General features: G+C 66.6%; 20 protein-coding genes. 9 read left to right on the forward strand and 11 right to left on the reverse strand.

Annotated elements, in window-relative coordinates; translation table 11 throughout:
• Positions 1 to 43 precede the first annotated feature (43 nt).
• Together B2527_RS10840 and B2527_RS10845 are read left to right on the forward strand one after the other, a co-directional pair.
• Positions 44 to 403, forward strand: coding sequence for a DUF488 domain-containing protein (locus tag B2527_RS10840; protein ID WP_293711961.1), 360 nt, complete (start codon positions 44 to 46; stop codon positions 401 to 403).
• Between the two features lie 143 nt (positions 404 to 546).
• Complete coding sequence (locus B2527_RS10845) at positions 547 to 1,983, forward strand: amino acid permease (protein WP_293711964.1); 1,437 nt, start codon at positions 547 to 549, stop codon at positions 1,981 to 1,983.
• A gap of 314 nt (positions 1,984 to 2,297) precedes the next feature.
• Here the strand turns inward: B2527_RS10845 and B2527_RS10850 are convergent, their stop codons facing one another.
• The 3 genes from B2527_RS10850 to B2527_RS10860 form a co-directional block, all read right to left on the reverse strand.
• Positions 2,298 to 3,539 carry a dipeptidase gene (locus B2527_RS10850; protein WP_293711967.1) on the reverse strand — a complete coding sequence of 414 codons (1,242 nt, stop codon included), beginning with the start codon at positions 3,537 to 3,539 and terminating at the stop codon, positions 2,298 to 2,300.
• Positions 3,540 to 3,670: 131 nt separating this feature from the next.
• Complete coding sequence (locus B2527_RS10855; protein ID WP_293711969.1) at positions 3,671 to 5,401, reverse strand: prealbumin-like fold domain-containing protein; 1,731 nt, start codon at positions 5,399 to 5,401, stop codon at positions 3,671 to 3,673.
• A gap of 262 nt (positions 5,402 to 5,663) precedes the next feature.
• On the reverse strand, positions 5,664 to 6,833 hold the full coding sequence (locus tag B2527_RS10860) for a class I SAM-dependent rRNA methyltransferase (protein ID WP_293711973.1): 1,170 nt from the start codon (positions 6,831 to 6,833) through the stop codon (positions 5,664 to 5,666).
• Between the two features lie 283 nt (positions 6,834 to 7,116).
• Here B2527_RS10860 and B2527_RS10865 point away from each other — a divergent pair, with 283 nt between their 5' ends.
• Together B2527_RS10865 and B2527_RS10870 are read left to right on the forward strand one after the other, a co-directional pair.
• A complete protein-coding gene (locus B2527_RS10865; protein WP_293712057.1) occupies positions 7,117 to 8,076 on the forward strand; it encodes a TerC family protein in 960 nt (319 codons plus the stop codon).
• A 95-nt stretch (positions 8,077 to 8,171) separates the two neighbouring features.
• Complete coding sequence (locus tag B2527_RS10870) at positions 8,172 to 8,957, forward strand: rhomboid family intramembrane serine protease (protein WP_293711976.1); 786 nt, start codon at positions 8,172 to 8,174, stop codon at positions 8,955 to 8,957.
• A gap of 11 nt (positions 8,958 to 8,968) precedes the next feature.
• Here the strand turns inward: B2527_RS10870 and leuE are convergent, their stop codons facing one another.
• Positions 8,969 to 9,598, reverse strand: coding sequence for a leucine efflux protein LeuE (gene leuE, locus B2527_RS10875; RefSeq protein WP_293711978.1), 630 nt, complete (start codon positions 9,596 to 9,598; stop codon positions 8,969 to 8,971).
• Between the two features lie 18 nt (positions 9,599 to 9,616).
• Positions 9,617 to 10,162, reverse strand: coding sequence for a nucleoside 2-deoxyribosyltransferase domain-containing protein (locus B2527_RS10880; protein WP_293711981.1), 546 nt, complete (start codon positions 10,160 to 10,162; stop codon positions 9,617 to 9,619).
• A 120-nt stretch (positions 10,163 to 10,282) separates the two neighbouring features.
• Between B2527_RS10880 and rmuC the strand changes: the two genes are divergently transcribed.
• The gene (rmuC, locus tag B2527_RS10885) at positions 10,283 to 11,821 is read left to right on the forward strand and encodes a DNA recombination protein RmuC (protein ID WP_293711984.1); all 1,539 of its coding nucleotides are present in this window, start codon (positions 10,283 to 10,285) and stop codon (positions 11,819 to 11,821) included.
• A gap of 324 nt (positions 11,822 to 12,145) precedes the next feature.
• Positions 12,146 to 12,691, forward strand: a complete 546-nt coding sequence (locus B2527_RS10890) for a glutathione peroxidase (RefSeq protein WP_293711987.1) — start codon at positions 12,146 to 12,148, stop codon at positions 12,689 to 12,691.
• Positions 12,692 to 12,864: 173 nt separating this feature from the next.
• On the opposite strand, the gene B2527_RS10895 is transcribed toward B2527_RS10890, so the two are convergent.
• From B2527_RS10895 to B2527_RS10920, 6 genes are all read right to left on the reverse strand, one after another.
• Complete coding sequence (locus tag B2527_RS10895; protein ID WP_293711990.1) at positions 12,865 to 13,872, reverse strand: MlaA family lipoprotein; 1,008 nt, start codon at positions 13,870 to 13,872, stop codon at positions 12,865 to 12,867.
• Position 13,873: 1 nt separating this feature from the next.
• On the reverse strand, positions 13,874 to 14,203 hold the full coding sequence (locus tag B2527_RS10900; protein WP_293711993.1) for an STAS domain-containing protein: 330 nt from the start codon (positions 14,201 to 14,203) through the stop codon (positions 13,874 to 13,876).
• Positions 14,172 to 14,843, reverse strand: a complete 672-nt coding sequence (locus B2527_RS10905) for an MlaC/ttg2D family ABC transporter substrate-binding protein (RefSeq protein ID WP_293711996.1) — start codon at positions 14,841 to 14,843, stop codon at positions 14,172 to 14,174. Before B2527_RS10905 ends, B2527_RS10900 begins: the two co-directional genes overlap by 32 nt.
• Entirely contained in the window at positions 14,840 to 15,364 is a 525-nt protein-coding gene (mlaD, locus tag B2527_RS10910) for an outer membrane lipid asymmetry maintenance protein MlaD (RefSeq protein WP_293711999.1), read from the reverse strand. The genes B2527_RS10905 and mlaD overlap by 4 nt, the downstream gene beginning before the upstream one ends.
• Before the next feature lie 109 nt (positions 15,365 to 15,473).
• Entirely contained in the window at positions 15,474 to 16,223 is a 750-nt protein-coding gene (locus B2527_RS10915) for an MlaE family lipid ABC transporter permease subunit (protein WP_293712001.1), read from the reverse strand.
• Between the two features lie 187 nt (positions 16,224 to 16,410).
• Positions 16,411 to 17,208 (reverse strand): ABC transporter ATP-binding protein, encoded by a 798-nt coding sequence (locus tag B2527_RS10920; protein ID WP_293712004.1) that lies wholly within the window; start codon positions 17,206 to 17,208, stop codon positions 16,411 to 16,413.
• Between the two features lie 225 nt (positions 17,209 to 17,433).
• On the opposite strand from B2527_RS10920, the gene recC reads away from it, so the two are divergent.
• Genes recC through recD form a run of 3 tightly spaced genes read left to right on the forward strand, consistent with a single transcriptional unit; the run spans position 17,434 to position 26,422 of the window.
• Positions 17,434 to 20,796: an exodeoxyribonuclease V subunit gamma gene (gene recC, locus B2527_RS10925; protein ID WP_293712007.1), complete on the forward strand. Its 3,363-nt coding sequence runs from the start codon at positions 17,434 to 17,436 to the stop codon at positions 20,794 to 20,796.
• On the forward strand, positions 20,793 to 24,416 hold the full coding sequence (gene recB / locus B2527_RS10930; RefSeq protein ID WP_293712009.1) for an exodeoxyribonuclease V subunit beta: 3,624 nt from the start codon (positions 20,793 to 20,795) through the stop codon (positions 24,414 to 24,416). The genes recC and recB overlap by 4 nt, the downstream gene beginning before the upstream one ends.
• Positions 24,413 to 26,422 (forward strand): exodeoxyribonuclease V subunit alpha, encoded by a 2,010-nt coding sequence (recD, locus tag B2527_RS10935; RefSeq protein WP_293712012.1) that lies wholly within the window; start codon positions 24,413 to 24,415, stop codon positions 26,420 to 26,422. The genes recB and recD overlap by 4 nt, the downstream gene beginning before the upstream one ends.
• Positions 26,423 to 26,667 lie beyond the last annotated feature (245 nt).

The following is a 26,667-nucleotide window of genomic DNA, read 5'->3' on the forward strand; positions in this document are numbered from 1 at the left end:
GGCGTAACATCGTTGCCTGCCATGCACAGCGAGGGGGCAGATGATGCGCATCCACTGCAAGCGCGTCTATGAACCGGCCAGTGGCAGCGATGGCCAGCGTTTCCTGGTGGACCGGTTGTGGCCGCGCGGGGTCAGCCGCCAGGCCCTGCAGGCCAGCTGGTTGAAGGAGGTGGCCCCCAGCGACGCGCTGCGCCGCTGGTTCGACCACCGTCCCGAGCGCTGGGAAGAATTCCGCCGGCGCTACTGGCAGGAACTGGCCGCACACGCCCGTTTGCTGGCACCCCTGCGGGATGCGCTGGACGCCGGTACGGTCACCCTGGTGTTTGCCGCACACGATGAACAGCACAACCAGGCGCTGGCCTTGCGCGATTACCTGCTGGCCCATCCCCGGCGCCGCCGCTGAGACGTCAGGTTTTATGCCGAATTCGGCAAATTGACACCTGTTCGCTGCAAAACCCCCTGCATTGGCGGGTTTTTCTGGATTTGCTGCACTGCGTTACGCCACACTCGGGCGCTTCCTGAATCATCACGAACCGAGAGGTCCGCATGCAGTCCTGGCTCCGGCGCAAGCCCATCGACCAGCTTACCGAACACGAGGAAGGGCGCCGCCTGATCCCGTCGTTGAGCTGGCCCCATCTGGTCGCACTGGGCATTGGCGCCATTGTCGGTACCGGCATCTATACGCTGATCGGCGTGGGCGCGGACAAGGCCGGCCCGGCCGTGCTGCTGTCCTTCATCATCGCCGGCGTGATCTGCGCCTGTGCGGCACTGGCTTATGCCGAGCTGTCGACGATGATGCCGGCTGCCGGCAGCGCCTACACCTACAGCTACAGCGCGCTGGGCGAGACCATTGCCTGGGTGGTGGGCTGGAGCCTGATCCTGGAATACTCGCTGGTGGTGAGCACGGTGGCGGTCGGCTGGTCCGGCTATTTCGTCGGCTTCCTGGAATGGCTGCACACTTCCTTTGGCTGGAACGTGGTGTTGCCGCAGGCGCTGGCGGCCGGCCCGCACGTGGAAGGCGGCTTCCTCAACGTGCCGGCCATCGTCATCACCTTCGTGGTGGCCGGCATGCTGATGCTTGGTACCCGCGAGAGCGCGACGGTCAACGCCATCCTGGTGGTATTCAAGCTGATCGCACTGGCGGTGTTCGTGGCGGTTGCGTTGCCGGCCTTCAACGCCGAGAACCTGCAGCCGTTCATGCCCTATGGCTTCCCCAAGTCGATCAGCGCCGATGGCGTCGAACGCGGCGTGATGGCGGCGGCGGCGATCATCTTCTTCGCCTTCTATGGCTTCGATGCGATCTCCACTGCGGCCGAGGAAACCAAGAACCCCAAGCGTGACCTGTCGATCGGCATCATCGGTTCGATGATCGGCTGCACCATCATCTACCTGCTGGTGGCGTTGGCTGCGGTCGGTGCGATGAGCTACACGGTGTTCGGCAAGAGCGCTGAGCCGTTGGCGCTGATCATGCGCGAACTCGGCCACGGCACTGCCGCGCTGGTGATCGGCATCGTCGCCATCATCGCCCTGCCGACCGTGTTGCTGGCCTTCTTCTACGGCCAGAGCCGCATTTTCTTCGTGATGTCGCGTGATGGCCTGCTGCCGCGTGGCCTGTCCAAGGTCAACCAGCGCACCGGCACGCCGGTGGTCATCACCCTGTTCACCGCCGTGCTGGTTGCTGCGCTGGCCGGTGTGGCGCGGCTGGATGAAATCGCCGCGCTGGCCAATGCCGGCACCCTGGCTGCATTCACCGCCGTGGGCCTGTGCCTGCTGGTGCTGCGCAAGCGCGAGCCGGGCAGGGCACGCACCTTCCGCACGCCGTTGGCCTGGGTGGTGGCCCCGGTGGCGATCCTGGGCTGCATCTACCTGTTCGTCAGCCTGCCGTCGCGGACCCAGCTGTGGTTCCTGGCCTGGAACCTGCTGGGGCTGGTGGTGTATGCGCTGTACAGCCGCCGCAACGCGGTGCTCGGACGCAGCAAGTAATCCACAGGCTGTTGTGGATAAGGCAGGGAGCGGGCTTCGGCCCGCTTTTTTTTTTGGGGTTTGTGGGTTCTGCTTGAAGAGCACCCCTCCCCAACCCTCCCCTTGCCTGCGGCAAAGGGAGGGAGCCGCTTTTCCCCCTCCCTTGCGCGCAGCGCAGGGGAGGGTTGGGGAGGGGTGCCTTTGCCTTTGTCTTAACGCTTCAAAGCCTTGAAGCTCCCCCTGTGGATAACCCACTTGTCCCCAACCAAGTTGTGGATAAAAACAAAGCGGGCACCAAGCCCGCTTCGTCATTCCACTTGTCCACCAGCGTGCGCTCAGGATTTCTTCTGTGCCGCCGCATAGTCCTGCGCCTGGCGCATCACCCGCAGCACGTTGCCGCTCCAGATGTTGGCGATCTGCGCGTCACTCAGGCCACGGCGCTGCATCCACGCGGTGATCTTGGGCAGGTCGGCCGCATCTTCCATGCCGGTCACGCCGCCGCCGCCGTCCCAGTCCATGCCGATGCCGACATGGTCCGGGCCCACCACGTCGAGCATGTGGCCGAAGTGCTGGAAGAAATCATCAAGTGTGGCCTTGCGCCGCGGGTACTTCTGGTCGAGCTCGGCCATGGCCTTGCGCAGTTCCACGCCCTTGGCCATGGTCATGTTTTCCCACCCGCCCAGGCGCTTCTCCAGTTCCTCTTCGGCCTGCTTGCGCTCGGCGCTCTTGGTCTCGTCGACCAGGTAACCACCGTAGGCATTGGCCTGTACCACGCCACCCTTGGCGGCCAACTGGCGCAGGCGCGCGTCGTCCAGGTTGCGCGGGTGGTTGAATACCGCCTTGGCCGAGCTGTGCGACAGGATGAAGGGCACCGGCATCATCTCGATCAGGTTGTCGAACACCGCGTCCGAAGCATGCGACTGGTCGATCACGATGCCCAGCTTCACTGCCTCGTTGACCAGCGCCTTGCCGGCGGGGCTCAGGCCGTTCCACTCGGCACCCTTGGGATCGGTGGCCGAGTCGGCGAACTCGTTGTTGGCGAAATGCACCGTCGACATCAGCCGCAGGCCGGCTTTGTAGTAGTAGCTCAGCAAGGTGGGATCGGCGACCAGCGGGCTGCCGTTCTCCATGCTGATATAGACCACACGCTTGCCGGCCGCCTTGATCCGCGCGGCATCGTCAGCGGTCAGGGCCAGCTGGAACTTGTCCGGGTTGGCGGCCAGCATCTCGTGGATTTCCTGCATGCGCTGCAGGCCGTGGTCGCGCTCGGCGATATGCGCGGCCGGGCTGCGGTCGCCCTGGTCGGTGTAGATGGCGAAGAAGCCGCCATCCAGCGCGCCTTCGACCATGCGTGGGTAGTCCACCTGTGACAGCGCGTTGTGGTCATGCCGCTGCATGATGTTGAAGCCGGCGCGGCCAAAGTTGGCCGGCGTGTCCAGGTGCGAATCCAGCGTGAGCAGTTTCTGCTGCAGGGCGGTGGCCTTGCCCAGCTCAGCCTGGCTGAACTCCACCGCCGAGGCAGCCAGGGGCAAGCACAGCGACAGCGATACCAACACGGACAGGGGACGCAGGGTCATGGAGCCTCACCGGATTCGGAAAAAACCGACCTTAACGCCAGGCGCGTGGCGGCAGCCAGTGACCTACGGCACGGACCGCAATCCGTGCGCTCAAGGATCGTCTTCGCCCGCCTGTGTATAAGCGGTCCTGCTTACTGCACCTCGCACTGCACCTGCAGCTGCAGCTGTGCATTGACCGGAAAGGCGCCCAGGTTGAGCCCGGCAGGCAGGAACACATCGGACGTTGTCGCCGGACAGGTTGCGCCATTGCTGGCACTGCAGCTGCTGACGCTGCAGTTCTTCAGGCCGGCACCAGGGGTGTCGCGCAGGATGGCGCCGCTGCCATCGCCAGGCCCGGCGTTGCTGGCCACCACGGTGTAACGCGTGGCGGTTCCCGAAACCAGCGAGGTCGCCGCATTGGTCTTGCGTACCGCCAGGTTGGCGCCAGCCTTGTTGGTGAACGTACAGACGATGTTGGCCCCTGGTACCGCCGCCGTTGCCGGCAGGGTCAAGCGGCGATTGGCCAGATCCACGTTGGGAGCGACACCTGCGGGCAACCCCGCGCACTGCACATCCGCCAAGCTGTATCCCGCTGTCTGCGCTTCGGTGACAGTCGTGGCGGTGTTCAGGCTGGCGAATACCTGCGGGGGGCCGGCGATGGCCTGGCCGGCAGCGGTAGTGGTGATGCTGTGGGCGTTTATGCCGTTGTTGCCGGTAAAGCTGAAAGCACCCACGCCGCCCTCGCTGATCTTGCGCAGGGTGAGCGCCGGCTGCGGCGTATTGGTTATCGTGCAGGTGTACTGCGTGTTGGCAGCAACGTTCAGGCTCCAGTCCGGGCCACTGCCCGTGGGTGTCACGGACTGTTCCGAGCCGTTCAACACATAGGCGGTGCAGCTGATGTTCTTGCTGTAGTTGCCGATGGCCGCAGCGCTGCCGGCGGCCATGGCGTCGCGCAGCGTATGTGCCCCGGTGTTCACCTGGGCGGCGCCGGTGCTGGCCTGCTGGCCAGTGCCGGCACCGCTGGTGGAGGCAGCACGTACCACCGAGTTGCCCTGCAGGATGGAAACGGTGAACTGATCGTCGCTGGAAATACGACCCGCCACGTTCTTGTTGATCATGATGGCCGGCACCGGGAACACCACCGAGCCTTGGCAACCGGCCGAGCTTGCCGCTGCTGCGGGGTCACGGAACTGGGCGGCAGGGATGACGTCCGCCGCTCCGCCATTGATGGAAGCGTGCTGCCAGCGCAGACGGTTGAAGGTCAGGCCGCCGGCATTGACCCAGTAAACGCGTATCAGGGCGCAGCTGTCAGGTGTTGCTGCGTTGAAGCTACCGATGGTGCGATAGGTGGTTTCGCCGGCCGTATAGCTGCTGAGTGCACCGACAGGGACGTCATAGGTGGCGCCGCGGTAATTGGTATTGGTGTAGCTGGAGGACAGATTGACCTCCACCGCGTCGTCATGGGCGACGCCCAAGGTGTAAGTGCCAGCATAGGGAAAGCGGATCAGTGAATAGATCACCTTGCCCATGGCGTGGTTACGGCAGGCAGCGCTGGCTTGCCCAGCGGTGGTGCGGTTGTCGCACAGCCCATTGCCGTCGATCACATTGCGGAAATCGATGTTGCTGGAACTGCCAGTGCGTACCGCATTGCCTGCGTTGACAGAGACTGCGCGCAGGGCGTTGACGCCAGCCAGGGTGTGATCGAAGGTAGGTGCCGAGGCGGGGCCACTATAGGTTGTGTTGGCCAGGCCGCTGCTGTTGGCGATGCCGCGGTAGTCCTCCCAGCGCACGCTCTGGGCGGCCGCAGGCAAGGTGAGAAACAGCAATATCAGCACCAGGCCGGAGCCGAGGCTGTGCAGGTTGGAAGAGGCGGATACGGCCATTGCCAAGGTCCTTGTCGCGACAGGCGCGGGGACCATCCAACAGGCAAACCAGGGCACAGGAAAACCACGGCGCAGTGCCGTGGTTGGTCGCTTGCTCCCCCCGGGCCCGCAGATTGCAGTCCACCGCAAGTGGCGTCAGTGTCCGACAGGGAGTGTGATGAAAGTATCAAAACATGGCGGCGTCCGCGGGCGGAGCCGCCCCCGCCGCGCCCCGTGCTGGGGCCGGTGGGGACATCGCAATGGTGGGCGCGGCGACCGGTTATCAGTCGAGCACGCGGCAGAATACCGCCTTGAGGTAACGCGATTCCTGCACGTGGGCCATGAACGGATGGTCCGGGCCGGCGCCGGCCACCTTCAGGATCTGGATGGTGCGGCCGGAGAAATACGCGGCGCGGCGCAGCATGTCCAGGAACTGGTCCTCGGCCACCAGACCGGTGCAGGAGAAGGTGGCGAACAGGCCGCCGGGCTTGACCACGCCCAGGGCCAGCTTGTTCATGTCCAGGTACTTCTTCAGCGCGGTGATGACCTGGTCGCGGTCGCGGGTCATCTTGGCCGGGTCCAGGATCACCACGTCGTACTGGTCGCCGCGGTTGGCTGCATCACGCAGCCACGGGAAGATGTCGGCCTGCACGAACCTGGGCCTGGCGTTGTTCAAACGCGCATTGCCCTTGGCGATCTGGATCACGTCCTGGTCGATGTCCACGCCCAGCACCTCGGCGGCACCGCGGGCGGCGGCATACACCGCAAAGCCACCGGTGTTGCAGCACAGGTCGAGCACGGTCTTGCCTTCCACCTGCCGGCTCAGCCACTCACGGTTCTCGCGCTGGTCGGCGAAGAAACCGGTCTTGTGCGCGCCGGCCGGGTCGGCGCGGAATTTGATGCCGTACTCGGTGATGACGGCCGGTTCGGTGGTGGTATTGCCGTGGAAATCGAAGCTTTCCTGCTTCTGCACGTGTTCGTCGGCGAAGCTGTGGAAACGGCAGCCCGGGAATTGCTCGCGCAGCGCCTCGTAGATCCACTCGCGGTGGCGGAACATGCCGGCGGCGAAGAACTCGACCACGATCAGGTCGTCGTAGCGGTCCACCACCAGGCCGGACAGGCCGTCGCCTTCGCTGTGGACAACACGCCAGGCATTGGAGATGGCATCCAGCTTGAGCACGTCACGACGCAGCGACACTGCCTGCGCGATCTTCTGCATGAACCAGGCCTGGTCCACCGCCACGTCCGGGTGGGTTTCCAGGATACGCACGGCAATGCGCGAATGGCCGTTGTAGAAGCCGCGGCCAATCCACTCGCCGTCCACCCCGACCACGTCGACGATGGTGCCGGACTTGGGCTTGACGGTCGGCTTCTCGACCAGTTTCTGGAAAATCCACGGGTGGCTGGAGCGCCACGCGTTCTTCAGGCGTACGACGGGAAGTGGGGTATTCATGGCGCTATTGTAGCCGGGCGGCGGGCCGCTCCCGCAGACAGTTCATTGACTGTAACGGCCGCAGGCGGCAATATTTGCCGCAGAAGGGGAGTAGCTCCCAGACGTTGTCGCCGTCAATTCGAGCCGCAAGGCTCCGGTGCAACGGCAGTCCCACCCATCGGGACTGTGAGCAAGACCTTCGCCGCATTGGCGAAGCTCTGTCCCCGGTCTCCCCGATTCCGTGTCCAGCTCTTGGCCTTTGTGGTTCCGAGATACCCCCGTTCACGACCGGAATTTCCCCATGATGCAGACAATTGGTAATCCCTGGCTGTGGGGCGGCTTCATTGCCGTCGTCATCGCCGCGCTGTTGATCGACCTGGTGCTGATGCGCCATGGCGGCCCCCACAAGGTCACCTTCAAGGAGGCCGTGTACTGGTCGCTGGGCTGGGTGGCGCTGGCCCTGGCCTTCAATGCCGGCCTCTGGTACTACCTGCACGAAACCGCCGGCGCGGCGGTGGCCAATGAAGTCGGCCTGCAGTTCCTGACCGGTTACCTGATCGAAAAAGCCCTGGCGGTGGACAACATCTTTGTCTTCCTGCTGATCATGGGCTACTTCGCAGTGCCTGAGACCCAGCGCCAACGTGTGCTTATCATCGGCATCCTGGGTGCCATCGTGCTGCGTACGATCATGATCTTTGCCGGTTCGGTACTGGTTACCCAGTTCCATTGGCTGCTCTACGTGTTCGGCGCCTTCCTGCTGTTCACCGGCTGGAAGATGTGGTTCGCCGCCGGCGAGGAGCCCAGCCTGGACAACAACCCGGCGCTGAAGTTCATGCGCAAGCACCTGCGCATCAGCCACGAGTACAACGGCAACCGCCTGGTCACCGAGAAGAACGGCGTGCGCTGGTTCACCCCGATGTTCGTGGTGCTGATCCTGATCGCGGTCACCGACGTGATCTTCGCGGTGGACTCGATTCCGGCCATCTTCGCCATCACCACCGACCCGTTCATCGTGCTGACCTCCAACGTGTTCGCGGTGCTGGGCCTGCGCGCGATGTTCTTCCTGCTGGCCGGCATGGCCGACCGCTTCCACCTGCTGCCCTACGGCCTGGCCGTCATCCTGGCCTTCATCGGTACCAAGATGCTGCTGATCGACATCTTCAAGATCCCGGTGCCGGTGTCGCTGGGCGTGGTCGCGGCTATCCTGACGGTCACCGTGATCCTGAGCCTGAAGATCCCGCCCAAGGGCGGGCACAAGGCCTGATGTGAGCCCCACCGGCGGGATTGTCCCGCCGGTGGCACGCCGGTTCCCACCGGCGGCGCCCTTGCATTCGCCGGGGCTGCCGCAATCCCTTGATCATGGACACGCCAACCTTGCCCGATGCCGGCCAGACGCCGGCCACCATCGCCCGCAACGACCGCAGCCGCGTGCTGCGTGCGTTCAACCTGAGCCTGGGTTTCGTGCTGCTGCTGGTGGCGATGTTCGCCCTGCAGCGCAGTGGCTGGGACTGGCGGCCCTGGGCGGTGGCACCGCTGGAAACCGGTGGCCTGTGGGGCCTGCTGGGCGCACCTTTGCTGCATGGCTCGATCGAACACCTGGGCGCCAACGCAGTAGCCCTGCTGATCCTGGGTACCTTGGCCGGCAGCGTCTATCCGAAGGCAACCCTGCGCGCGCTGCCCCTGCTCTGGGTTGGTTCCGGACTGGGCGCCTGGCTCTTGGGTGATATCGGCACACGCCACCTGGGGGCCAGTGGCGTGACCCATGGGTTGATGTTCCTGGTCTTCGTGCTGGGCCTGCTGCGGCGTGACCGCCCGGCCATCGCCGCCAGCCTGATCGGCTTCCTGTTCTACGGCAGCATGTTGATCACCATCCTGCCGCATGAGCCGGGCGTTTCCTGGCAGTCGCATATGGGCGGTGCCGCGGCCGGCGTGATTGCCGCCCTGCTGTTCCGCAATGCCGACCCCAAGGCACCGCGCAAGCGTTACAGCTGGGAGGACGAGGAAGAAGAGCAGCTGGCGCAGGACGCCGCCGAGCTGGAGCCGCCGTCACCGCAGAACGTGCCGGTATTGTGGGAACCGCGCGAAGGCCGCGATTACGTGGTGCTGCAGTTCCCGCCGCGCGAGGGCCAGCGCCCGCGCGAGTAGCGGGTGTGGGCTCAGGCCCCGTCCAGGCCCAGGCGAACGCCGAACACCACCAGGCAGACGCCGACCGCACGCCGCAGCCACACGCCTACGCGCGGGTAGCCGGCCAGGCGGCGGGCAATGAACTGCCCACCGAAGATCAGCACCGAACACCAGCCGACGCTGAGGAGGGCGATCAGCACCGCCATCGTCGCCAGGGTCAGCGCACCGCGTTGCCGCAGCGGGTCGATGAACAGCGGGAAGAAGGCCATGTAGAACAGGATGGCCTTGGGATTGAGCACACCGACCAGCAAGGCCTGGCGGAACCAGCGTCGCCCGTGCTGTACCGGCGCAGCCTCGCCAGCGGCTGCCGCCGGCTCCCGCAGCAGGTTGATGCCGACCCAGATCAGATAGGCCGCACCCACGTAACGCAGCCCGGCAAACAGCAGTGGATGCGCCTGCAGCAGCGCGGCCACACCGGTGGCGGCAATGGCGATGAGGATCTGGTCGCCCAGCATCAACCCGGCCAGGGTGGCGTAGCCGGCACGCACGCCACCGCGCGCGGTGGCGGTGAGCAGGGTGAAGGTGCCGGGCCCCGGCAACATCAGGAACAGGATGACGGCCACCACGAAGGTGCCCAGGTCGTTGATGCCCATCCACGGCATGGCGGTTCTCCGTGGGGCTCAGTGCGCGCGCTGGTCGGCGATGCGCTGCTTCACTGCGGCGATCAGCGCTGGCAGGTCATCAAAACGCGGCACACCGTAGCGGTCACCGGTGATGTCCAGGTTGCCCTTGCGCCAGTAACCGGCCGGCGCCGCCACCAGCAGTTTGCCCGAGCGTGCATACAGGCCGAATTCGAGCAGGGTGATCGGGCTCTGGGTGCGGGGGGCGAAGTACATCAGCACGATGTCGGACTGCTCCAGCGCGGCCAGTTCCCACTCCACCTGGCGGCGGAACTCGGGCTCATCGGCCTCGGCGCGCCAGGCTGGGTTCCAGTCGGCGCGGCGCGGGTTGAGCATCAGCACGCCTTGGTCGGCCAGCGCCGCCTGCACCTGCTGCTGCCAATCACCGGCCTTGCCCATCTCGATGCTGCCAGCCACGAATACCTTGGGCCGCGCGTCATTGGCAGGCAGGGCGTGGGGCGAGGTGATGGTCTGTGAATCCGCTGCCAGCGCTGCCAGGGGCAGCAGGCACAACAGGCTCGACAACAGCAGCGACAGCGACTTCATGAGGGGGTGGACAGCGGGTGGGGGTGCCCATGATCGCAGATGCGTGCCGACGGCGGTTCTCGCTGCCGGTCGGCTGGCGCCGGATCAGCTTCTGAGACAGGCAGGGCTACACTTCTCCCCATGCAAACCGAAACCCTGATCCTTGGCGGCCTGCTGGTCGTCGTCCTGGTGCTGCAGTTGTTGCTGCTGTTGCGCCGTACCGACAATTCCGCGCTGGAAAACACCTTGCGCGAAGAACAGCGCAACGGCCGTGGCGAACTGCGCGAACAGCTGGAAAGCATGGCGCGCCAGCAGGACACCCGCATCGACGGCTTTGGCCGCAACCTCACCGACCTGTCCACCCGCACCGACCAGCGCCTGGACCAGCTGCGCGACAGCCTCAACGACGATGCCCGCAAGGGCCGCGAGGAAACCGCCAACGCCCAGCAGTTGCTGGCCCAGTTGCTGGGCACGCGGCTGCAGGATGTGCGTGGCCAGCTCGACGTGTTCGGCCAGCAGCAGGAAGCGCGCATGGAAGCCTTTGCGCGCCAGCTGGCCGGCCTGCAGCAGAGCCTGGTCGAGGAAACCCGCAAGGGCCGCGAAGAAGGCGCACAGGTCCAGCTGCGCTTCGGCGAGACCCTCAACCAGAAGCTGGGCGAGCTGACCCAGCGCAACGAACAGCGCATCACCGAGATGCGCCAGACCCTGGAAGCGCGGCTGAAGGATCTGCAGGGCGACAACGCGGCCAAGCTCGAGCTGATGCGCCAGACCGTGGACGAGAAACTGCAGAGCACGCTCAACACCCGCCTGGATTCCTCGTTCAAGCTGGTCTCCGAGCGGCTGGAGCAGGTGCAGCGCGGGCTGGGCGAGATGCAGCAGCTGGCCACCGGCGTGGGCGACCTCAAGCGTGTGCTGAGCAACGTCAAGAACCGTGGCGGCTGGGGCGAAGTGCAGCTGGACAACATCCTGGAGCAGACCCTGACCGCCGAGCAGTACGCGCGCGGGGTGAAGCTGCGCGCCGATAGTGGCGAGATGGTCGACTTCGCCGTGCGCCTGCCTGGCCGTGGCGATGGCGATACCCCGGTGTGGCTGCCGATCGATTCCAAATTCCCGCGCGAGGACTACGAGCGCCTGCTCGATGCGCAGGAAGCCGGCGACGTGGAGGCGGTGCGCAACAGTGGCAACCAGCTGGAGCGGGCGATCCGCATCCAGGCCAAGTCGATCAGCGACAAGTACATCGTGCCGCCGCACAGCACCGACTTCGCGGTGATGTTCCTGCCCACCGAGGGGCTGTATGCCGAGATCATCCGCCGTGCCGGCCTGGTGGACGCGCTGCAGCGCGAGCATCGCGTGGTGATTGCCGGCCCGACCACGGTCACCGCCCTGCTCAACAGCCTGCAGATGGGCTTCCGCACACTGGCCATCGAACAGCGCTCGTCGGAGGTATGGAGCCTGCTGGGTGCGGTGAAGAGCGAGTTCGGCAAGTTTGCGGGCATCCTCGAGAAGGCCGAGAAGCAGATCAACACCGTCGGCAAGAGCCTGGGCGACGCCAGCCGCAAGACCCGCACCATCGAGCGCAAGCTGCGCGGCGTGGAGTCGCTGTCCAGTGACGCCTCGCAGGCCATGCTGGGGACGGACGACGACGGCGAGGAAGACAGCCCCGAAAGCAGCGAAAGCTGATGTAGTGCCGAGCCATGCTCGGCAGAGGCCTTCCAGGCAAACCCCAATGCAGTGCCGAGCGATGCTTCTGCTCCCTCCCTTTGCCGCAGGCAAGGGGAGGGTTGGGGAGGGGTACGCTGTTTGCACGTTGGCGTAGTGCCGAGCCATGCTCGGCAGAGGCTCTACCGGGAAAGCCCCTGCCGAGCATGGCTCGGCACTACACGTGGGTGCTCGCTGCATGGGAACGGCACCCCTGCGGAACCCAGCGTTACAACCTGATGGTCGTGCCAGCGCCGACGGCGCCGTTTATGCTTGGCTTTTCCACAACCCCCAGCAGGCAACCGCATGACCGCTTCTGTTTACGACACCGCGCTGACCACCATCGACGGCGCTCCTGCATCGCTGGGCGACTATCGCGGCAAGGTGCTGCTGCTGGTCAACACCGCCTCCAAGTGCGGCCTTACCCCGCAGTACGAAGGCCTGGAAAAGCTGTATCGCGAAAAGAAGGACGCCGGCCTGGAAGTACTGGGTTTCCCGGCCAACAACTTCAACGGCCAGGAGCCGGGCAGCGAGGAAGAGATCAAGCAGTTCTGCGCCCTGACCTATGACGTCAGCTTCCCGATGTTCTCCAAGATCAGCGTCGCCGGTGCCGACATCCACCCGCTTTACCAGCAACTGACCGCTGCCCAGCCGGCCGCCATCGGCGAAGGCCCGATGCGCGAGAAGCTGGTTGGTTTCGGCATCGAGGCCAACCCGGCCCCGGCCGTGCTGTGGAACTTCGAGAAATTCCTGATCGGCAAGGACGGCAGTGTCGTTGCCCGCTTCGCCCCGGACACCAGCGCCGACGACGAAGGCCTGCGCAAGGCCATCGACGCTGCCTTGGCTGCGTAAAGCCCCGGTTGTTGCAGGAGCGGCATAAGTCGCGAAGCTGACATTGCCGACGGATCGGATCACTCATCGATCCGTTGATCCACTCGCCTTGCGGCCACCGCCGCCCTGCAGAATCTGCGGGGAGAAAAAAGCCCGGGTTTCCCCGGGCTTTTTTCATGCAGCGGCAATCAGGATCAATCGCCCCAGTTCGGCATCGGCATCGCGTCCACTGGAATCGTGGGCTGGCCGTCGTCGTCGTACTTGCCACCGTGGCGCAGGTCTTTCTCGATCTGGTAGCTGCGGCGCTGCAGCCAGGCATCGCGGGTCAGTGCGTATTCGTCAACAGCGCTGTCGCGCAGTGAGTCCACCGCCATCAACTGCGCTCGCATATCCACCAGCTGCAGGCCCTGCAGGCCGATGCGGACCTTGTCCATCTCGATCTGCCGCATGGGCGAGAGCGGGATATCGCCAGCCAGTCCGAATACGTCACGCACGGTACGCGGGCCGAAGAACGGCAACTCCACGTAACGCGAACGGCGCCAACCCCAAGCCCCCAGGGTCTGGCCGAAATCTTCGCTGCGCTTGGGCACCATGGCCTTGCTGGCCGGGTCGAACAGGCCGCCAATACCGAAGGTGGAGTTCATCAGGAAGCGGCCCAGCGTGTCCCAGGCGTCGTCGGCATGGCCCTGCAACAGTTGGTTGACCATGGTCAGCGGCGAGCGCAGGTTGCTGAAGAAGTTGCTGACGCCAGTGCGGGCGAACTGCGGCACCACGTTCACATATGCCGTGGCCAGCGGGCGTGCGACGGTGCGGTCAACCGCGTTGTTGAAGCGGTGCACGCCGCGGTTGTACTTCTCCCAAGGGTCGTAGGCAGGTGCGCCTTCCGGTCCGTTGCCTGCTTCGCCGGCACTGGGGGCCGGGCCGCCATACAGGGCAGCGAAATCGTCCTCGGCGTCAGTCGGGGCGGCACCGGTGTCTGCGGTGGCGGCAGTACTGCTGTCCTGCGCTGCCGCGTTGTCGGCCACAGCAGGTGCTTCAGTGGCGCCGGCAGCATCGCCGTCATCAGCATTGGCAGCGACCTGCGTGCTGGCCTGCGGAGCGACCACCGTGCTGGCGGGCACGGCATCGCGGGCCGGCTTGCCCGCACAGGCGGCAAGCAGGGTGACGACGGCAAGAAGGGGGAGGGTGCGGAAAATCGTCATGTCAGCTTCCTGCTGAAGAGGCATTGAAATCGAGGGAAGGCGACAAACGGTAGGCGGTGCTCAGCTCATCCAGCCCGGCGGGAGTACCCACGATGCCACCGCCGCCCTGTGCGCGCAGGCGCGCGGCCAGTTCAGCCAGCAGGGCCAGACCGGCGCTGTCCACGCGTTCCACGGCCTGCAGGTCGAGCTGACGCACGGGCCCAAGCCCGCGCGCCAGTTGCGGCCACAGCGTGGTTACCGCTGCGCGGTCGAGCACGCCGGCCAGCCGCAGGCTGTCGCCCTCGCTGCGGCAGCTGGCGTTACTTGCCACGGGGAGCGGCCGGGCCCGCATTGGCCTGGATGCTGCCGCTGCGCAGTTCGGTGGCCACCTGCTTGATCGACTTCTGCCGCAGCGGGGCATCGAACTGGTTCTTGAAGGTCTGCACGTAGGAGATGCCTTCGATCATCACGTCGAAGATCTTCCACTGGCCGTCGACATTGCGCATCAGGTACTCGACCGGGGTCGGCTCGCTGCCGGCGCGCACCAGCTCGGTGGACACCTTGACGCCGCGGTTGCCCGGCAGCGGCTGCTCGCTCTTGTAGCGGAAGCTGGGCCGGCCCTGGATATCGAGCAGGGCCGAGCCATAACGCGACATCAGGTTGTCGGACATCGCTTCGGCAAACAGCTTGACGTCGGCATCGGCGGCACCGCGGCCATGCACACCCAGCACCAGGCGGGCGGCGTAGTCGCGGTCGAAGCCACGGCTCAGCTCGCCGTCGATGAAGCTGCGCAGGGCGGCCGGGTTGGCGCGGAACTCGGCGCGGCGGGTCTGCAGGGCATTGATGATGCGGGTGCTGGCATCCAGCACGGTGCGGCCGGCGGCCGACGGCTGCGCGGTAGCGGCGGCCGGGCGCGTCTGCGCCAGCGTGACCGACGGCGCGGTGGCCAGCAGGGCGGAAGCGAGCACGGCGGTAAGCAGTTTCACTTTCATGGTTGGGGTTCCGTAGCGGGCGCGTCTGCGCCGGGGGTTTCGTTGGCAGCACCGGCGCTGTTGCCGCCGCCGCTGAACATGTACTTGCCGACCAGCTGGATCAGGTCCACCGCCGGCTGGGTGAAGACAATCTCGTCGCCGGACTTGAGTGGCTCCGGATCACCACCGGGCTGCAGGCCGATGTAGCTTTCGCCCAGCAGGCCGCTGGTGAAGATGCCGGCGGAGGTATCGGCGGGCAGGTCCTTGAACTTGTTGTCCAGTGCCAGGGTGACGATGGAGTCGTATTTAACGGGGTCCAGCTGAATGTCAGCCACTTGGCCAATGGTCACGCCGCCGACCTTCACTGGCGCCTGCGGGCGCAGCTGGCCGATCTGGGTGAAACGGGCCTTGAGCACGTAGTCACCGCCGCCCATGCCGAAGCGCTGGTTGGTGGAGGCCACGGCCAGCACCAGCAGCGAGGCCAGGGCCAGCAGCAGGAAGGCGCCGACGGAAAATTCGAGTCTGGGTCCACGGATGGCCATGTTGTGTCTCACTCCTGATCCATCTGGTGCTTCGCAGGGCGAAGCGGGTTGTTCGGTTGTTTGTCTGGTGCCCGCACATCGCTGTGCGGGCGTGGGCGAGGGACTCGCCTCATTGGAACAGCAGTGCCGACAGCACGAAGTTGAACATCAGCACCAGCAACGAGGCGTTCACCACCGCACGGGTGGTGGCCACCGAGGTGCCTTCGATGGTCGGTTCAGCGTGGAAGCCGACGTAGGCGGCCACCAGCGCTGCGGTACCGCCGAAGATCGCCGATTTCAGCAGGGCCACGGCAAAATCGTCCCAGAAGTCGACGCTGCCACGCAGCCCTGACCAGAACGTGCCGTTGTCCTGGCCCAGCACATGCACGGCTTCGAAATAGCCGCCGGCAATGGCCAGCGAGCAGAAGATGCCGGTCAGCAGCGGCACGGTCAGCACCGCCGCCCAGAAGCGTGGTGCCACCGCCTTGGCCACCGGATCGATGGCCATCAGCTCCAGCGCCTTGATCTGGTCGGTGGCACGCATCAGGCCCAGTTCGGCAGCGATCGAGCTGCCGGCACGGCCGATGAACAGCAGCGCCGTCAGCACCGGCGCCAGTTCGCGGTACAGCGACAGGCCGAGCAGGGTGGACAAGGCATCGGAGGCACCGAAGGTGGTGAGCGTGCGGTAGCCCTGAAGGGTCAGTACCAGGCCAACGAACGCGCCGCCAACAGCAATGATCGGTAGCGAACGTGCGCCGATCTTGTAGATTTCGCGGGTCAGTTCGGCCAGGAAGTCACGCGTCGGCAGCGAGCCACGCAGCACAGTCAGCGAGAACAGCCCGGCACGGCCCAGCGAGCGGATGGAGGAGGTGAAGGGCATCAGGAAGCTGCTCCAGAAGCGCTGATCACGCTGGACGAGACATCCTTCTCCCGCGTGCGGGAGAAGGTGCCCGAAGGGCGGATGAGGGGAGCTTTTGCTCTACGTGCTTTAAAAGCGCCCTCACCCCAGCCCTCTCCCGCCATGCGGGAGAGGGGGCAGGAATCACGCATTTCGCGCAGCGTCGTCATCACGCGTTCTCCAGCCCATAGTTGCGCGTCGGCGCATCGAAGGGGATAGGGCCGTCCGGCTGCCCGTGCAGGAACTGCCGCACCAGCGGGTCGGTGCTGGCCTGCAGTTCGTCTGGCGTGCCGGAGAACACGATGCCGCCATTGGCGATCACCACCGCCTGGTCGCTGATTGGCAGGGTTTCATGCACATGGTGGCTGACGATGATGCTGGTGAGCCCCAGGCTGTCGTTCAGACGCTGGATGAGGCTCATGATCACGCCCGAGGCGATGGGGTCCAGCCCGGTCAGCGGCTCGTCGTAGATCATCAGCGGCGGGTCCAGGGCCAGGGCACGGGCCAGCGCCACGCGTCGTGCCATGCCGCCGGACAGCTCGCGCGGCCAGGCATCGGCAGCGGCCAGCAGGCCCACCGCATGCAGCTTCATCTGTACCAGCCGTTGCAGCACCGGCTCGGGCAGCCGGGTATGGGCGCGCAGCGGCAGGGCGACGTTGTCGGCCACGCTCAGGTCGGTCAGCAGGCCATTACCCTGCAGCAATACGCCGACGTTCTTGCGCATCTCCAGCAGGTCGCGGTTGCCGTGCGGGATCTCGCGGCCAAACAGCTGGACGCTGCCTGTTACCGGCCGCAGCTCACCGGTCAGCGCCGCCAACATCGTCGACTTGCCGCTGCCCGATGGGCCGAGCACGGCGGTGATGCTGCCTTGCGGCACCTGCAGCGAAACATCGCGCAGGATGGTGCGTCCGCCGCGGTCGATGCGCACGTTGGACAACTGCACCAAGGGAGTCCGAGCTGAGGGCATGGTGGCCTTTAACGGAAAACCAACGTTCTAGGATTGCCAGCAGCGCCTGAACATAAGCGTACTGGACCGTCCAGTATTGTCGCATTGCCAGCGCCCGGCGCCATGCACAGCATGCAGGCTTGGGAGCAACACAGTGTGCACGGGATGGGAGAGTAAGCCTGCGCAAAGTGTGCGCAATCCATTCAGGTCTCGCCGCCTGCGATACCACTGCGGCAAGATGGCGCGATGAGCAATGCCCCCGATTTCCGCCTGTACCACTCCAATGCCCTGGACGTGTTGGCCCAGCTGTTGGCCCACGCGCTGCGTGAGCCGGCGCCCGGCCAGCCCTTGCTGGCCGCCGATATCGTGCTGATCCCGCAGGTGGCGATGCGGCGCTGGCTGCAATCGACGCTGGCCGCCGAATATGGCGTGTCGGCCAACCTGGAGTTCCTGACCCCTGGCGAGTTTGTCGCCAAGGCGCTGAAGGCCAACGTGCCCGGCGAGCGCGATGACCTGGGCGCCAGCGGCCTTCACTGGCGGCTTTATGGGGCGTTGACCGACAGCGCGCTGATGCAGAAACCGGCGATGGCCGGGCTGCGCGCCTACCTGGATCGAGACGATCCGCTGCGCCCCTGGGCGCTGGCGGCCGAGCTGGGTGGGGTGTTCGAGAAATACCAGGCCTGGCGCCGCGACTGGCTGCTGCGCTGGGAAGACGGAGCCGAGCCGGATGACCCGCAGGCCATCCTGTGGCGTTACATCGCCGGCGGCCAGAACTACCGCGCGCGCCGCATCAACGACTACCTGGCCCGCTTCGAAGGCGTGCACCAGCCCTTGCCGCAGGGCCTGCCGCAGCGGCTGTTCGCCTTTGCCACGCTCAATGTCTCGCCGGACGTGCTGCGGGTGATCGCCACCCAGGCGCGGGTCGGCACGCTGCACTTCTATATGCCGACGCCGACCCGCTCGTACTGGGGCGATCTGCAGACGCTGAAGGAAAAGCTGCGCAGCGGCCTGGCCGAGCCGTTCGGCATCGAGGCCGGCGAAAACCCCTTGCTGCAGGCCTGGGGCGAGGCCGGCCGCGATTTCATGGCAGTGCTCGGTGACTACGAAGTGGTCCACCCCAGCGGTGAAATCGCCGCCTATGTGGACCCGGAAAGCGTGCCGGTGCCGGGCCTGGACGACGGCGGTCTCGGCGACAGCCTGCTGCACCGCCTGCAGGCGGACCTGTTCCACCGCCGCGCGCTGCCCTCGCCACCCTTGCGGGAAGCGTTGCGCCTGGACGACCCCAGCATCCAGATCCACGCCTGCCACACCCGCCTGCGCGAGATGCAGGTGCTGCACGACCAGCTGCGCGCGCTGCTGGAAGACCCGCGCTTCGACCCGCCGCTGCAGCCGCGCGAGATCGCAGTGCTGGCGCCGGACATCGATCCCTACGTGCCCTACCTGGAGTCGGTGTTCGGCGGCCGCGGTGGCAACGACGCACATATTCCCTGGGCGCTGGCCGATGCCAGCCCACTGCAGGGCGAGCCGCTGGCCGAGGTATTCGTACAGTTGCTGGGCCTGCCGGTATCGCGCTTTGGCCTCAATGAAATCCTCGACCTGCTGGCCAGCGCGCCACTGGCATCGGCCTCCGGCCTGGATGCGGCCGCCTTCGAACGCCTGCACGCCTGGTTGCAGGCGGCGGGCGCGCGCTGGGGCCTGGATGCCGGCCACCGCAAGCAGCACCTGGCACCGGCCGATGACGCCTACACCTGGCAATTCGCGCTGGACCGGCTGCTGCTCGGCCACGCCAGCGGCAGCGACGAGGACATCGGCGGTGTCGCGCCGTGGCCGGAGCTGGAAGGTGGCGGCCTGGCCGCGCTCGATGCGCTGATCCGCCTGTTGCGGGTCTTGGCCCGCCACCAGAAGACCCTGGCCGAAGCGCTGAGCCCCAACCAATGGCGCGAGCGCCTGCTCGGCCTGCTGTTGGCGTTGCTGCCGGAGACACCAACCGAACCGTCCGCGGTGCGCGCACTGGATCGCCTGCGCAAGCTGGTCAACGAATTCGCCGAGGAAGCCAGCAGCGCCGGCTTCGACGCGCCGGTACCGGCGGAAGTAGTACGCGCGCATTTCGCCTCGGTGCTGTCCGAGGCAGATACCCGCGCACCGCTGCTGACCGGCGGCATCAGCTTCGGCCGCATGGTGCCGATGCGCCTGCTGCCGTTCCGGGTGATCTGCGTGCTGGGCTTGAACGACGGCGACTTCCCGCGCCGCGACCCGGCCGCCGGCCTCAGCCGACTCACCGCCGAGCTCGGCACCGACCGTCGCCGTTACGGCGACCGCTCGCTGCGCGAGGACGATCGCTTCCTGTTCCTGCAGCTGTTCGCCTCGGCCCAGGAGGTGTTCTACCTGAGCTATCTGGGTGCCGATGCCCGCGACGGCAGCGTGCGCGAGCCCTCGGTACTGGTCAGCGAACTGGTCAATGCGGCCGCCGCCTACCACCAGGATTCCACCGCAGCGCGCAAGCAACTGGTGGTGCGGCACCCGCTGCAACCATTCGCCCCGGCGGCATTTGGCGGCGATGGCGAGCCGCGCCGCTTCAGCTACCGGCGCCAGTGGCACCCGGCCGCCAGCGCAGTGGGGGGCAGCCGGCAACGGCTGGCGCCGTGGTTCGATGGCCCGCTGGCCGCACCGCTACCGGCCGCGCTCAATGACGACAGCCTGTCGCTGGATGCGCTGCGGCGTTTCATCAGTGACCCCGCCGGGCAGTTCCTCAGCCAACGCCTGGGCCTGCGCCTGGCGGGCGAAATCGACGACAGCGAAGACATCGAACCGCTGCTGGTGCCCGGCGGCGGCCGACTGCACTCCTCCCTGCAGCAACACGTGCTCAGCGCCTTGTTGCAGGGCCAGGAAGCCGGCCTGTACCAGCGCCTGCGCGCGCGCGCGCTGCTGCCCTCCGGTGCGCTGGGGCGGCAGCAGTTCGAGCGCATGCTCGGCCGCATCCGGCCCTGCGCGGAGGCGTTTTCGCAGTGGTACGACGGCCAGCCGCTGGACTCGCAGCGCTACGAGGTAGAGGTGGATGGCGTGCGCCTGCACGGGCGTGTCGATCAAATTCATCCACAGGGCCTGATCCGTCTCCAGGCCGGTGCACCCGGGATGGCGTATGTGCTGCGCGGCGGACTGGATTGGCTGTTGCGCAACGCCGCCGGGGTGCCCACCGCGCTGCTGCAGTTCCATGACAACGGGCAGGCCGGCTATGGCCCACATCGTTTGCCGGAGCTGTCTCCGGAAGCGGCAAAAACAGCCTTGAAAGCCTTGCTGCGCCTACGTTCCGAAGGCATGCAGGCACCGCTGCTGTTTGCCCCTTACACCGGCTGGGAGGTCTATAACGCCGACCCGGACAAGCGCGAAAACGCCGCGCAGTCGCGCTGGTTCGGCAGCGAACACAGCTGGGGCGAGCGCAACGGCGAAGCCCTGCAACTGGCCTTGCGCGGCAGCGATCCGTTCGCATCGCCAATCACTACTCACAGATTTATCCACAACGCCTTGTTGGTATTCACCGCCCTGCGCGAGGGCCGCGTATTGCCCGATTTCGATGCTGAAACCGCTGTCGCCAGCGGAGGTGCCGCATGAGCGCCGAGCTGCAGCAGGACCCGTATCTGCACCTGCCGCTGGACGGCCTGCGCCTGATCGAGGCCAGTGCCGGCACCGGCAAAACCTTCACCCTGGCCACGCTGTTCACCCGGTTGGTGGTGGAGCAGGGCCTGCGCATGGGCCAGATCCTGGCGGTGACCTTCACCGACGCCGCCACCCAGGAGCTGCGCAAGCGTATCCGCGAGCGCCTGGAGCTGGCCGCGCGCGTGGTCGACAGCCATCCCGCAGAGGATGACAGCCCGGAAACCACGCTCACCCGCGCCATCCTGCAACGCCACCTGCAGCAGGGCAGCGAGAGCGCCGCGCAGCTGGGCCGGCGCCTGCGCATTGCCGCCGAAGAAACCGACCTGGCCTCGATCTTCACCATCCACGGCTTCTGCACCCGCGTGCTGGGCGAGTACGCACTGGAAAGCGGCCACACCTTCGCCGCGCCAGAGCTGCTGGCCAATACCCGTGCGCTGCATGACGAACTGGCAGCCGACCTGTGGCGCCTGCACGCAGGGCAGGGCGAGCACCTGGAGGCGCTGCTGGGGCTGTGGAAAAGTCCCGATGCATTGGCCCGCGATCTGCCCGCCCTGGCCGCCGAGCTGCCGCTTTATCCACAGCCGCCGCAAACTCTGCTCGAAGACCCGCGCCACTTCCGCGACGGCGCGGCACAGCGTCTGGCCGCCGGCATAACCGAGCACGGCGAAAGCTATCTGCAGCAGCTTCGCGGCGCGCTGGAAGGCGGCATCCTCAACAGGTCCAGCTACAAGTCCGACTGGATCGAGCCGTTGTTCCAGCAACTGCTGCAGTGGAGCCGGCATCCGGACCCGGGCGCTGAACTGGACGAACGGCTGGAGCGGCTGACCCTGGAGGCGCTTACCGCCAAGACCAACAAGGCCAAGGCCGGCAGCACCCCGCAATCGCCGTTGCAGCCATTGATCGCTGATTACCTGCAGTCGCTGGTGCAGGTGACGCAGTGGCAGCGCCAGCAGTCCATCGTGCTGCTGCACCAGTTGCGCGGCGAGGTCCGCCAGCGTCTGGCCCAGCTCAAGCAGCTGCGCCGCCAGCAGACCTATGACGACCTGATCGACAATGTCGCCAATGCCTTGCACGGGCCGCATGGCGCGCATCTGGCCGAACGCCTGCGCGCGCAGTACCGCTTCGCCCTGGTCGACGAGTTCCAGGACACCGACCAGCGCCAGTGGGACATCTTCCGCCGTGTGTTCGCCGCCGATGATGGCGACGCTGCGCTGTTCCTGATCGGCGACCCCAAGCAGGCCATCTACGGCTTCCGTGGTGGCGACGTGCACACCTATCTGCAGGCCAAGGCACTCGCCGAAGCCGCGCCGGCACTGGACCGCAACTTCCGCTCACGCCCCGGTGTGCTGCGCGCGATCCAGGCGCTGTACGACAACGCCGGCCCCGAGGCCTTCCTCGACGAGCGCATCCAGTTCGAGCCGGTATTGCCGGGCAGCAAGCGCAGCGACGCTGACTACCTGTTCGACGGCAAGGCCGCGCCGGCCCTCACCCTGCAGCTGATTGCGGGCGACGCCGATGGCAAACCGCTGAAAGCCGACGCCTCGCGCGATGCCGCCACCGCCGCCTGCGTGGCAGATATCCACAGGGTGCTCAGCGCCGCCCGCGAGGGCCGTGCGCTGGTCGATGGCATGCCGGTGCAGCCGGGCGATATCGCCGTGCTGGTGCGCTCGCACAAGGAGGCCTCGCGCGTGCAGCAGGCCCTGGCCGCGCTCGGCATTCCGGCCGTCGCCGCAGGCAAGCAGAGCCTGTTTGCCAGTACCGAGGCGCATGAACTGCGGCTGCTGTTGCTGGCCCTGCTGCAACCGGCCGACGAAGGCCGTCTGCGCGCCGCGCTGGCCACGGTGCTGCTGGGCGAAAGTGCCGCCGCCATCGCCGCGATGGAACACGAGGGCGAACAACAGCGCCTGCACCAGGAGCGCCTGCTGCAATGGCGCGAACGCTGGCAGCGTGGTGGTGTGCTCGCCCTGCTGTCGGACCTGTGCGCCGAACAGGCCGAACGCCTGTTGCTGCTGATTGACGGCGAGCGCCGCCTGACCAACTACCTGCAGCTGGCCGAAGCCCTGCAGGAAGCCAGCAATCGCAGCATCGGCCTGCATGGCTTGCTGGACTGGCTGCAGACCCAGATCGCCCACGCCGATGAAGGCGACGAGGCGCAGCTGCTGCGGCTGGAATCGGATGCCCGCCGCGTGCAGATCATCACCCTGCACAAGAGCAAGGGCCTGGAATACCCGCTGGTCTACCTGCCCTTTGTCGGCATCGCCACCAATGCGCCGGACAGCAGCAACCACCGCACCGTGCATGACGGTGAGCAACGCGTACTGCACTGGAAGATCGACAAGGAAGACCCGGCCTGGAAGGCCGTCGGCCAGCAGGTCAGTGACGATGAAGAGGCCGAAACCGCGCGCCTGCTCTATGTCGGCCTGACCCGCGCCGAACATGCCTTGTGGATAAGTGGCGGTGCCTTGACTGGCTTGGCCAGCTCGCGGCTCGGACCGATGCTGCAGGGCTTGCCCGAGCACGCCGACATCCAGGTGATCGAAGGCGACAGCGGCCCGGCACCGACACGCTTGCCTCCCGAGCGCGAGCAGGCCTTGCCGCCGGTGCGCGAGGTACGCCGAAGCGTGCCGCACGACTGGTGGGTCTACAGCTTCACCCAGCTCGCCCATGCCGAGGGTGGCCACGACACCGCCGCCGCCGCCACCGAAGACAGCGGCGGCGCCGCCGACGAACCGGCGCAGGTCGATGTGGATGCCGAGCCGGCCCCCGAAGCTGCAGCTGCACAACCGGAAGTATTCGATCCGCGCTTTGCCGGCAGCCGCTTCGGCAACGTGCTGCATGCCGCGCTGGAGAACGTCGACTTCGGCATCTGGCGTGATTGGCAGCCCGGCGGACAGGCACCCGAAGGACAGGGCGAGATCATCGCCAAGGCAATGCGCGCCGATGGCTATATCGATGAAGAGATCGAGGACGGCGTGGCGCTGCTGACCGAGCTGATCGGCCAGACCCTGACCGTCACCCTGCCCGAGGGCGGGGCGCTGCATTCGCTGGGCGAGGGCGAGCGTCGCGCCGAAATCGAGTTCCACTTCGCCATGCAGCCAACCACGGTGCCGGCCCTGCTGCGCGTGCTGCATGCCCACGGGGTGGTGCGCGGCCGCAATGGTTTCGGCCTGCGTCGCCAGTTGGAAGGGCTGATGACCGGCAAGATCGACCTTACCTACGTCCGCGAAGGGCGTTGGTATGTGCTGGATTACAAATCCAATCGCTTGCCGGATTACGCCCCGGCGCAGCTGGACGCGGCCATGCGTCATAGCGAGTACGACCTGCAGGCGCTGATCTACACGGTGGCCCTGCACCGCTGGCTGCGCTTCCGCATCGGTGCCGGCTACGACTATGCGCGGGATTTCGGGGGCATTCGCTACCTGTTCTGCCGCGGGCTGGATGCAACGCGCCCGCAGTCGCCGGGTCTGTACGCACACAACTTCGCGCCGGAACTGGTGCATGCGGTGGATGAGTTGTTTGCCGGTGGCCGCGATGGCCATGCGGCCTTGTTGGCACGACTGGGAGGTGAGGCATGAGCCTGCTGGCCGCATTGAACAAAGCCGGCGCGCTGCGCGCGCTGGACCACGCCCTGGCGCAGAGCCTGCGGCGGCTGGATACGGAGACTCCGGACGCGGTGCTGGCTGCTTCGGCCTTGGCATCGCTGGCGGTATCACAGGGCCATGCCGGCTTTGATCCGACCCAGCCGCAGCGATTGGTGGATGCCGGCGTGGAATGGCCGGCTGCCGACGCGTGGATTGCACAGCTGGAGGCGTCGAAGTGGATATCCACAGTTGTGGATAACCGCGTGGAGTCGCCGCAGGCGCCGCTGGTGTGGGAGAACGGGCTGCTGTATCTGCGTCGGTACCGTGAGTACGAGCGCCGTTTGGCGAGTGGGCTGCAGAAGATCGGGCAGGCGCCGGTTGCGGGTGGTGATGTGGCTGGCTTGGCAGCGGTGTTTGCTCGGTTGTTCCCGGGGCAGGCGGCACCTGAAAGCCAGCAGGCAGACCTGTTCGACGCACCCTCACCCCAGCCCTCTCCCGGAGGGAGAGGGGGCAACAGCCCTGCAGCCGAGTTGGATCTCTCCCTTCTCCCGCCCGCGGGAGATCAAAGGGCCTGTCCCCGCGAAGGCGGGGATGCCCGAAGGGCGGATGAGGGGAAGCTTTTAGACCACCAAGCCCGCGCCGCAGCCACCGCCCTGCGCCACAACCTGCTGCTGATCACCGGCGGCCCCGGCACCGGCAAGACCACCACCATCACCCGCCTGCTGGTGCTGCTGGCCGCACAGGCACAGGCCACAAACCAACCAGCACCGCGTGTCGCCCTGGCCGCGCCAACCGGCCGCGCCGCCGAGCGCATGGCCGAAAGCCTGCGCCATGCCCTGCAGAAGCTTTCGGCGCAAGGCATCGACAGCGCTCTGTGCGAGCAACTGCCCAGCACCGGCACCACCTTGCACCGCCTGCTCGGCGTGATTCCGGATTCGCCGCGTTTCCGCCACCACGCCGACAACCCGCTGCCCTATGACGTCATCGTGGTCGACGAAGCCTCGATGATCGACCTGCCGCTGATGACCAAGCTGGTCGAGGCCATCGCCCCCGGCACCCGTCTGGTGCTGCTCGGCGATCCGGACCAGCTGCCTTCGGTGGAAGCCGGCGACGTGCTCAGTGCCATCCTGCGTGCCGCCGGCGAGGGCCAGCGCACGACGGCTACCGATGCGGATGCACTGCGCCCGCTGCTGGGCGAACTGCCCGCCGACGCCGTGGAAACCAACCCCAAGCACTTCGCCGGTGCCCGCGTGCAGCTGCAGCGCGGCTACCGGCAGAGCGAGGCCCTGCAGCTGGCGCCCCTGGCCAGCGCCATGCGCGACGGCGATGCGCTGCAGACCTTGCAGCTGCTGCGCGACGCGCAACTGACCGGGGTGCACTTCCACGAAGGTGATATCGACCCCCTGCAGGCCTGGCGCGAGCCGCTGCAGCAGTACTGGCAGGCCCTGGCCGATGCGCCCACACCGGCCGACGCGCTGGCCCTGGCCGGCCGCATGCGCCTGCTCACCGCTGTTCGCGAAGGCCCACAGGGCGCGCGTGGCCTCAACGCCCGCATCGAGGAACTGCTGGGTGGCAATCGTGGTCGCACGCTGGGCCCGGGCTGGTTCCACGGCCGCCTGCTGATCATTGGCGAAAACAGCTATCGGCACCGTCTGTTCAACGGCGATGTCGGCATCTGCCTGCGCGATGGCAGCGGCATCAGCGCCTGGTTCCCCGGCGACGACCCGGCCAACCCGCGTGCGTTCCACCCGGCGGCGCTGCCGCTGCACGAAAGTGCGTTCGCGATGACCGTGCACAAGGCGCAGGGTTCGGAGTTCGACCAGGTCTGGCTGCAGCTGCCACGCCGCGACAACCGCGTGCTCAGCCGCGAGCTGCTGTACACCGGCATCACCCGCGCCCGTAATGGCCTGCACCTGGCCGGCAGCGCCGAGGTCATCGAGGCCGCCCTGGCCCGCCATGCCAGCCGTTGGTCAGGCCTGGCGCAGCGGCTGTCACCGTAGTCGACGTAGCCCGGGTAAGCGCAGCGCACCCGGGAGACGGGCTCTCGGCGTCTTTCAGGCGGTCAGCCAACAGCCCCGGGTGCGCAGCGCTTACCCGGGCTACGGTGTTGCGCCAAAGGGAGGGGGCGCAGCGCTTGTCTCCCTCCCTTTCGCCGTAGGCGAAGGGGAGGGCTGGGGAGGGGTTGGCTCTGCAGCCTTTGCTTTCCCCAACAGCCCCGCCTAAAAAGACCCGATCACAGAACACC

The sequence above is a fragment of the Stenotrophomonas sp. UBA7606 genome, from assembly GCF_002477705.1.
In the GTDB taxonomy this organism is placed as follows: Bacteria; Pseudomonadota; Gammaproteobacteria; order Xanthomonadales; family Xanthomonadaceae; genus Stenotrophomonas.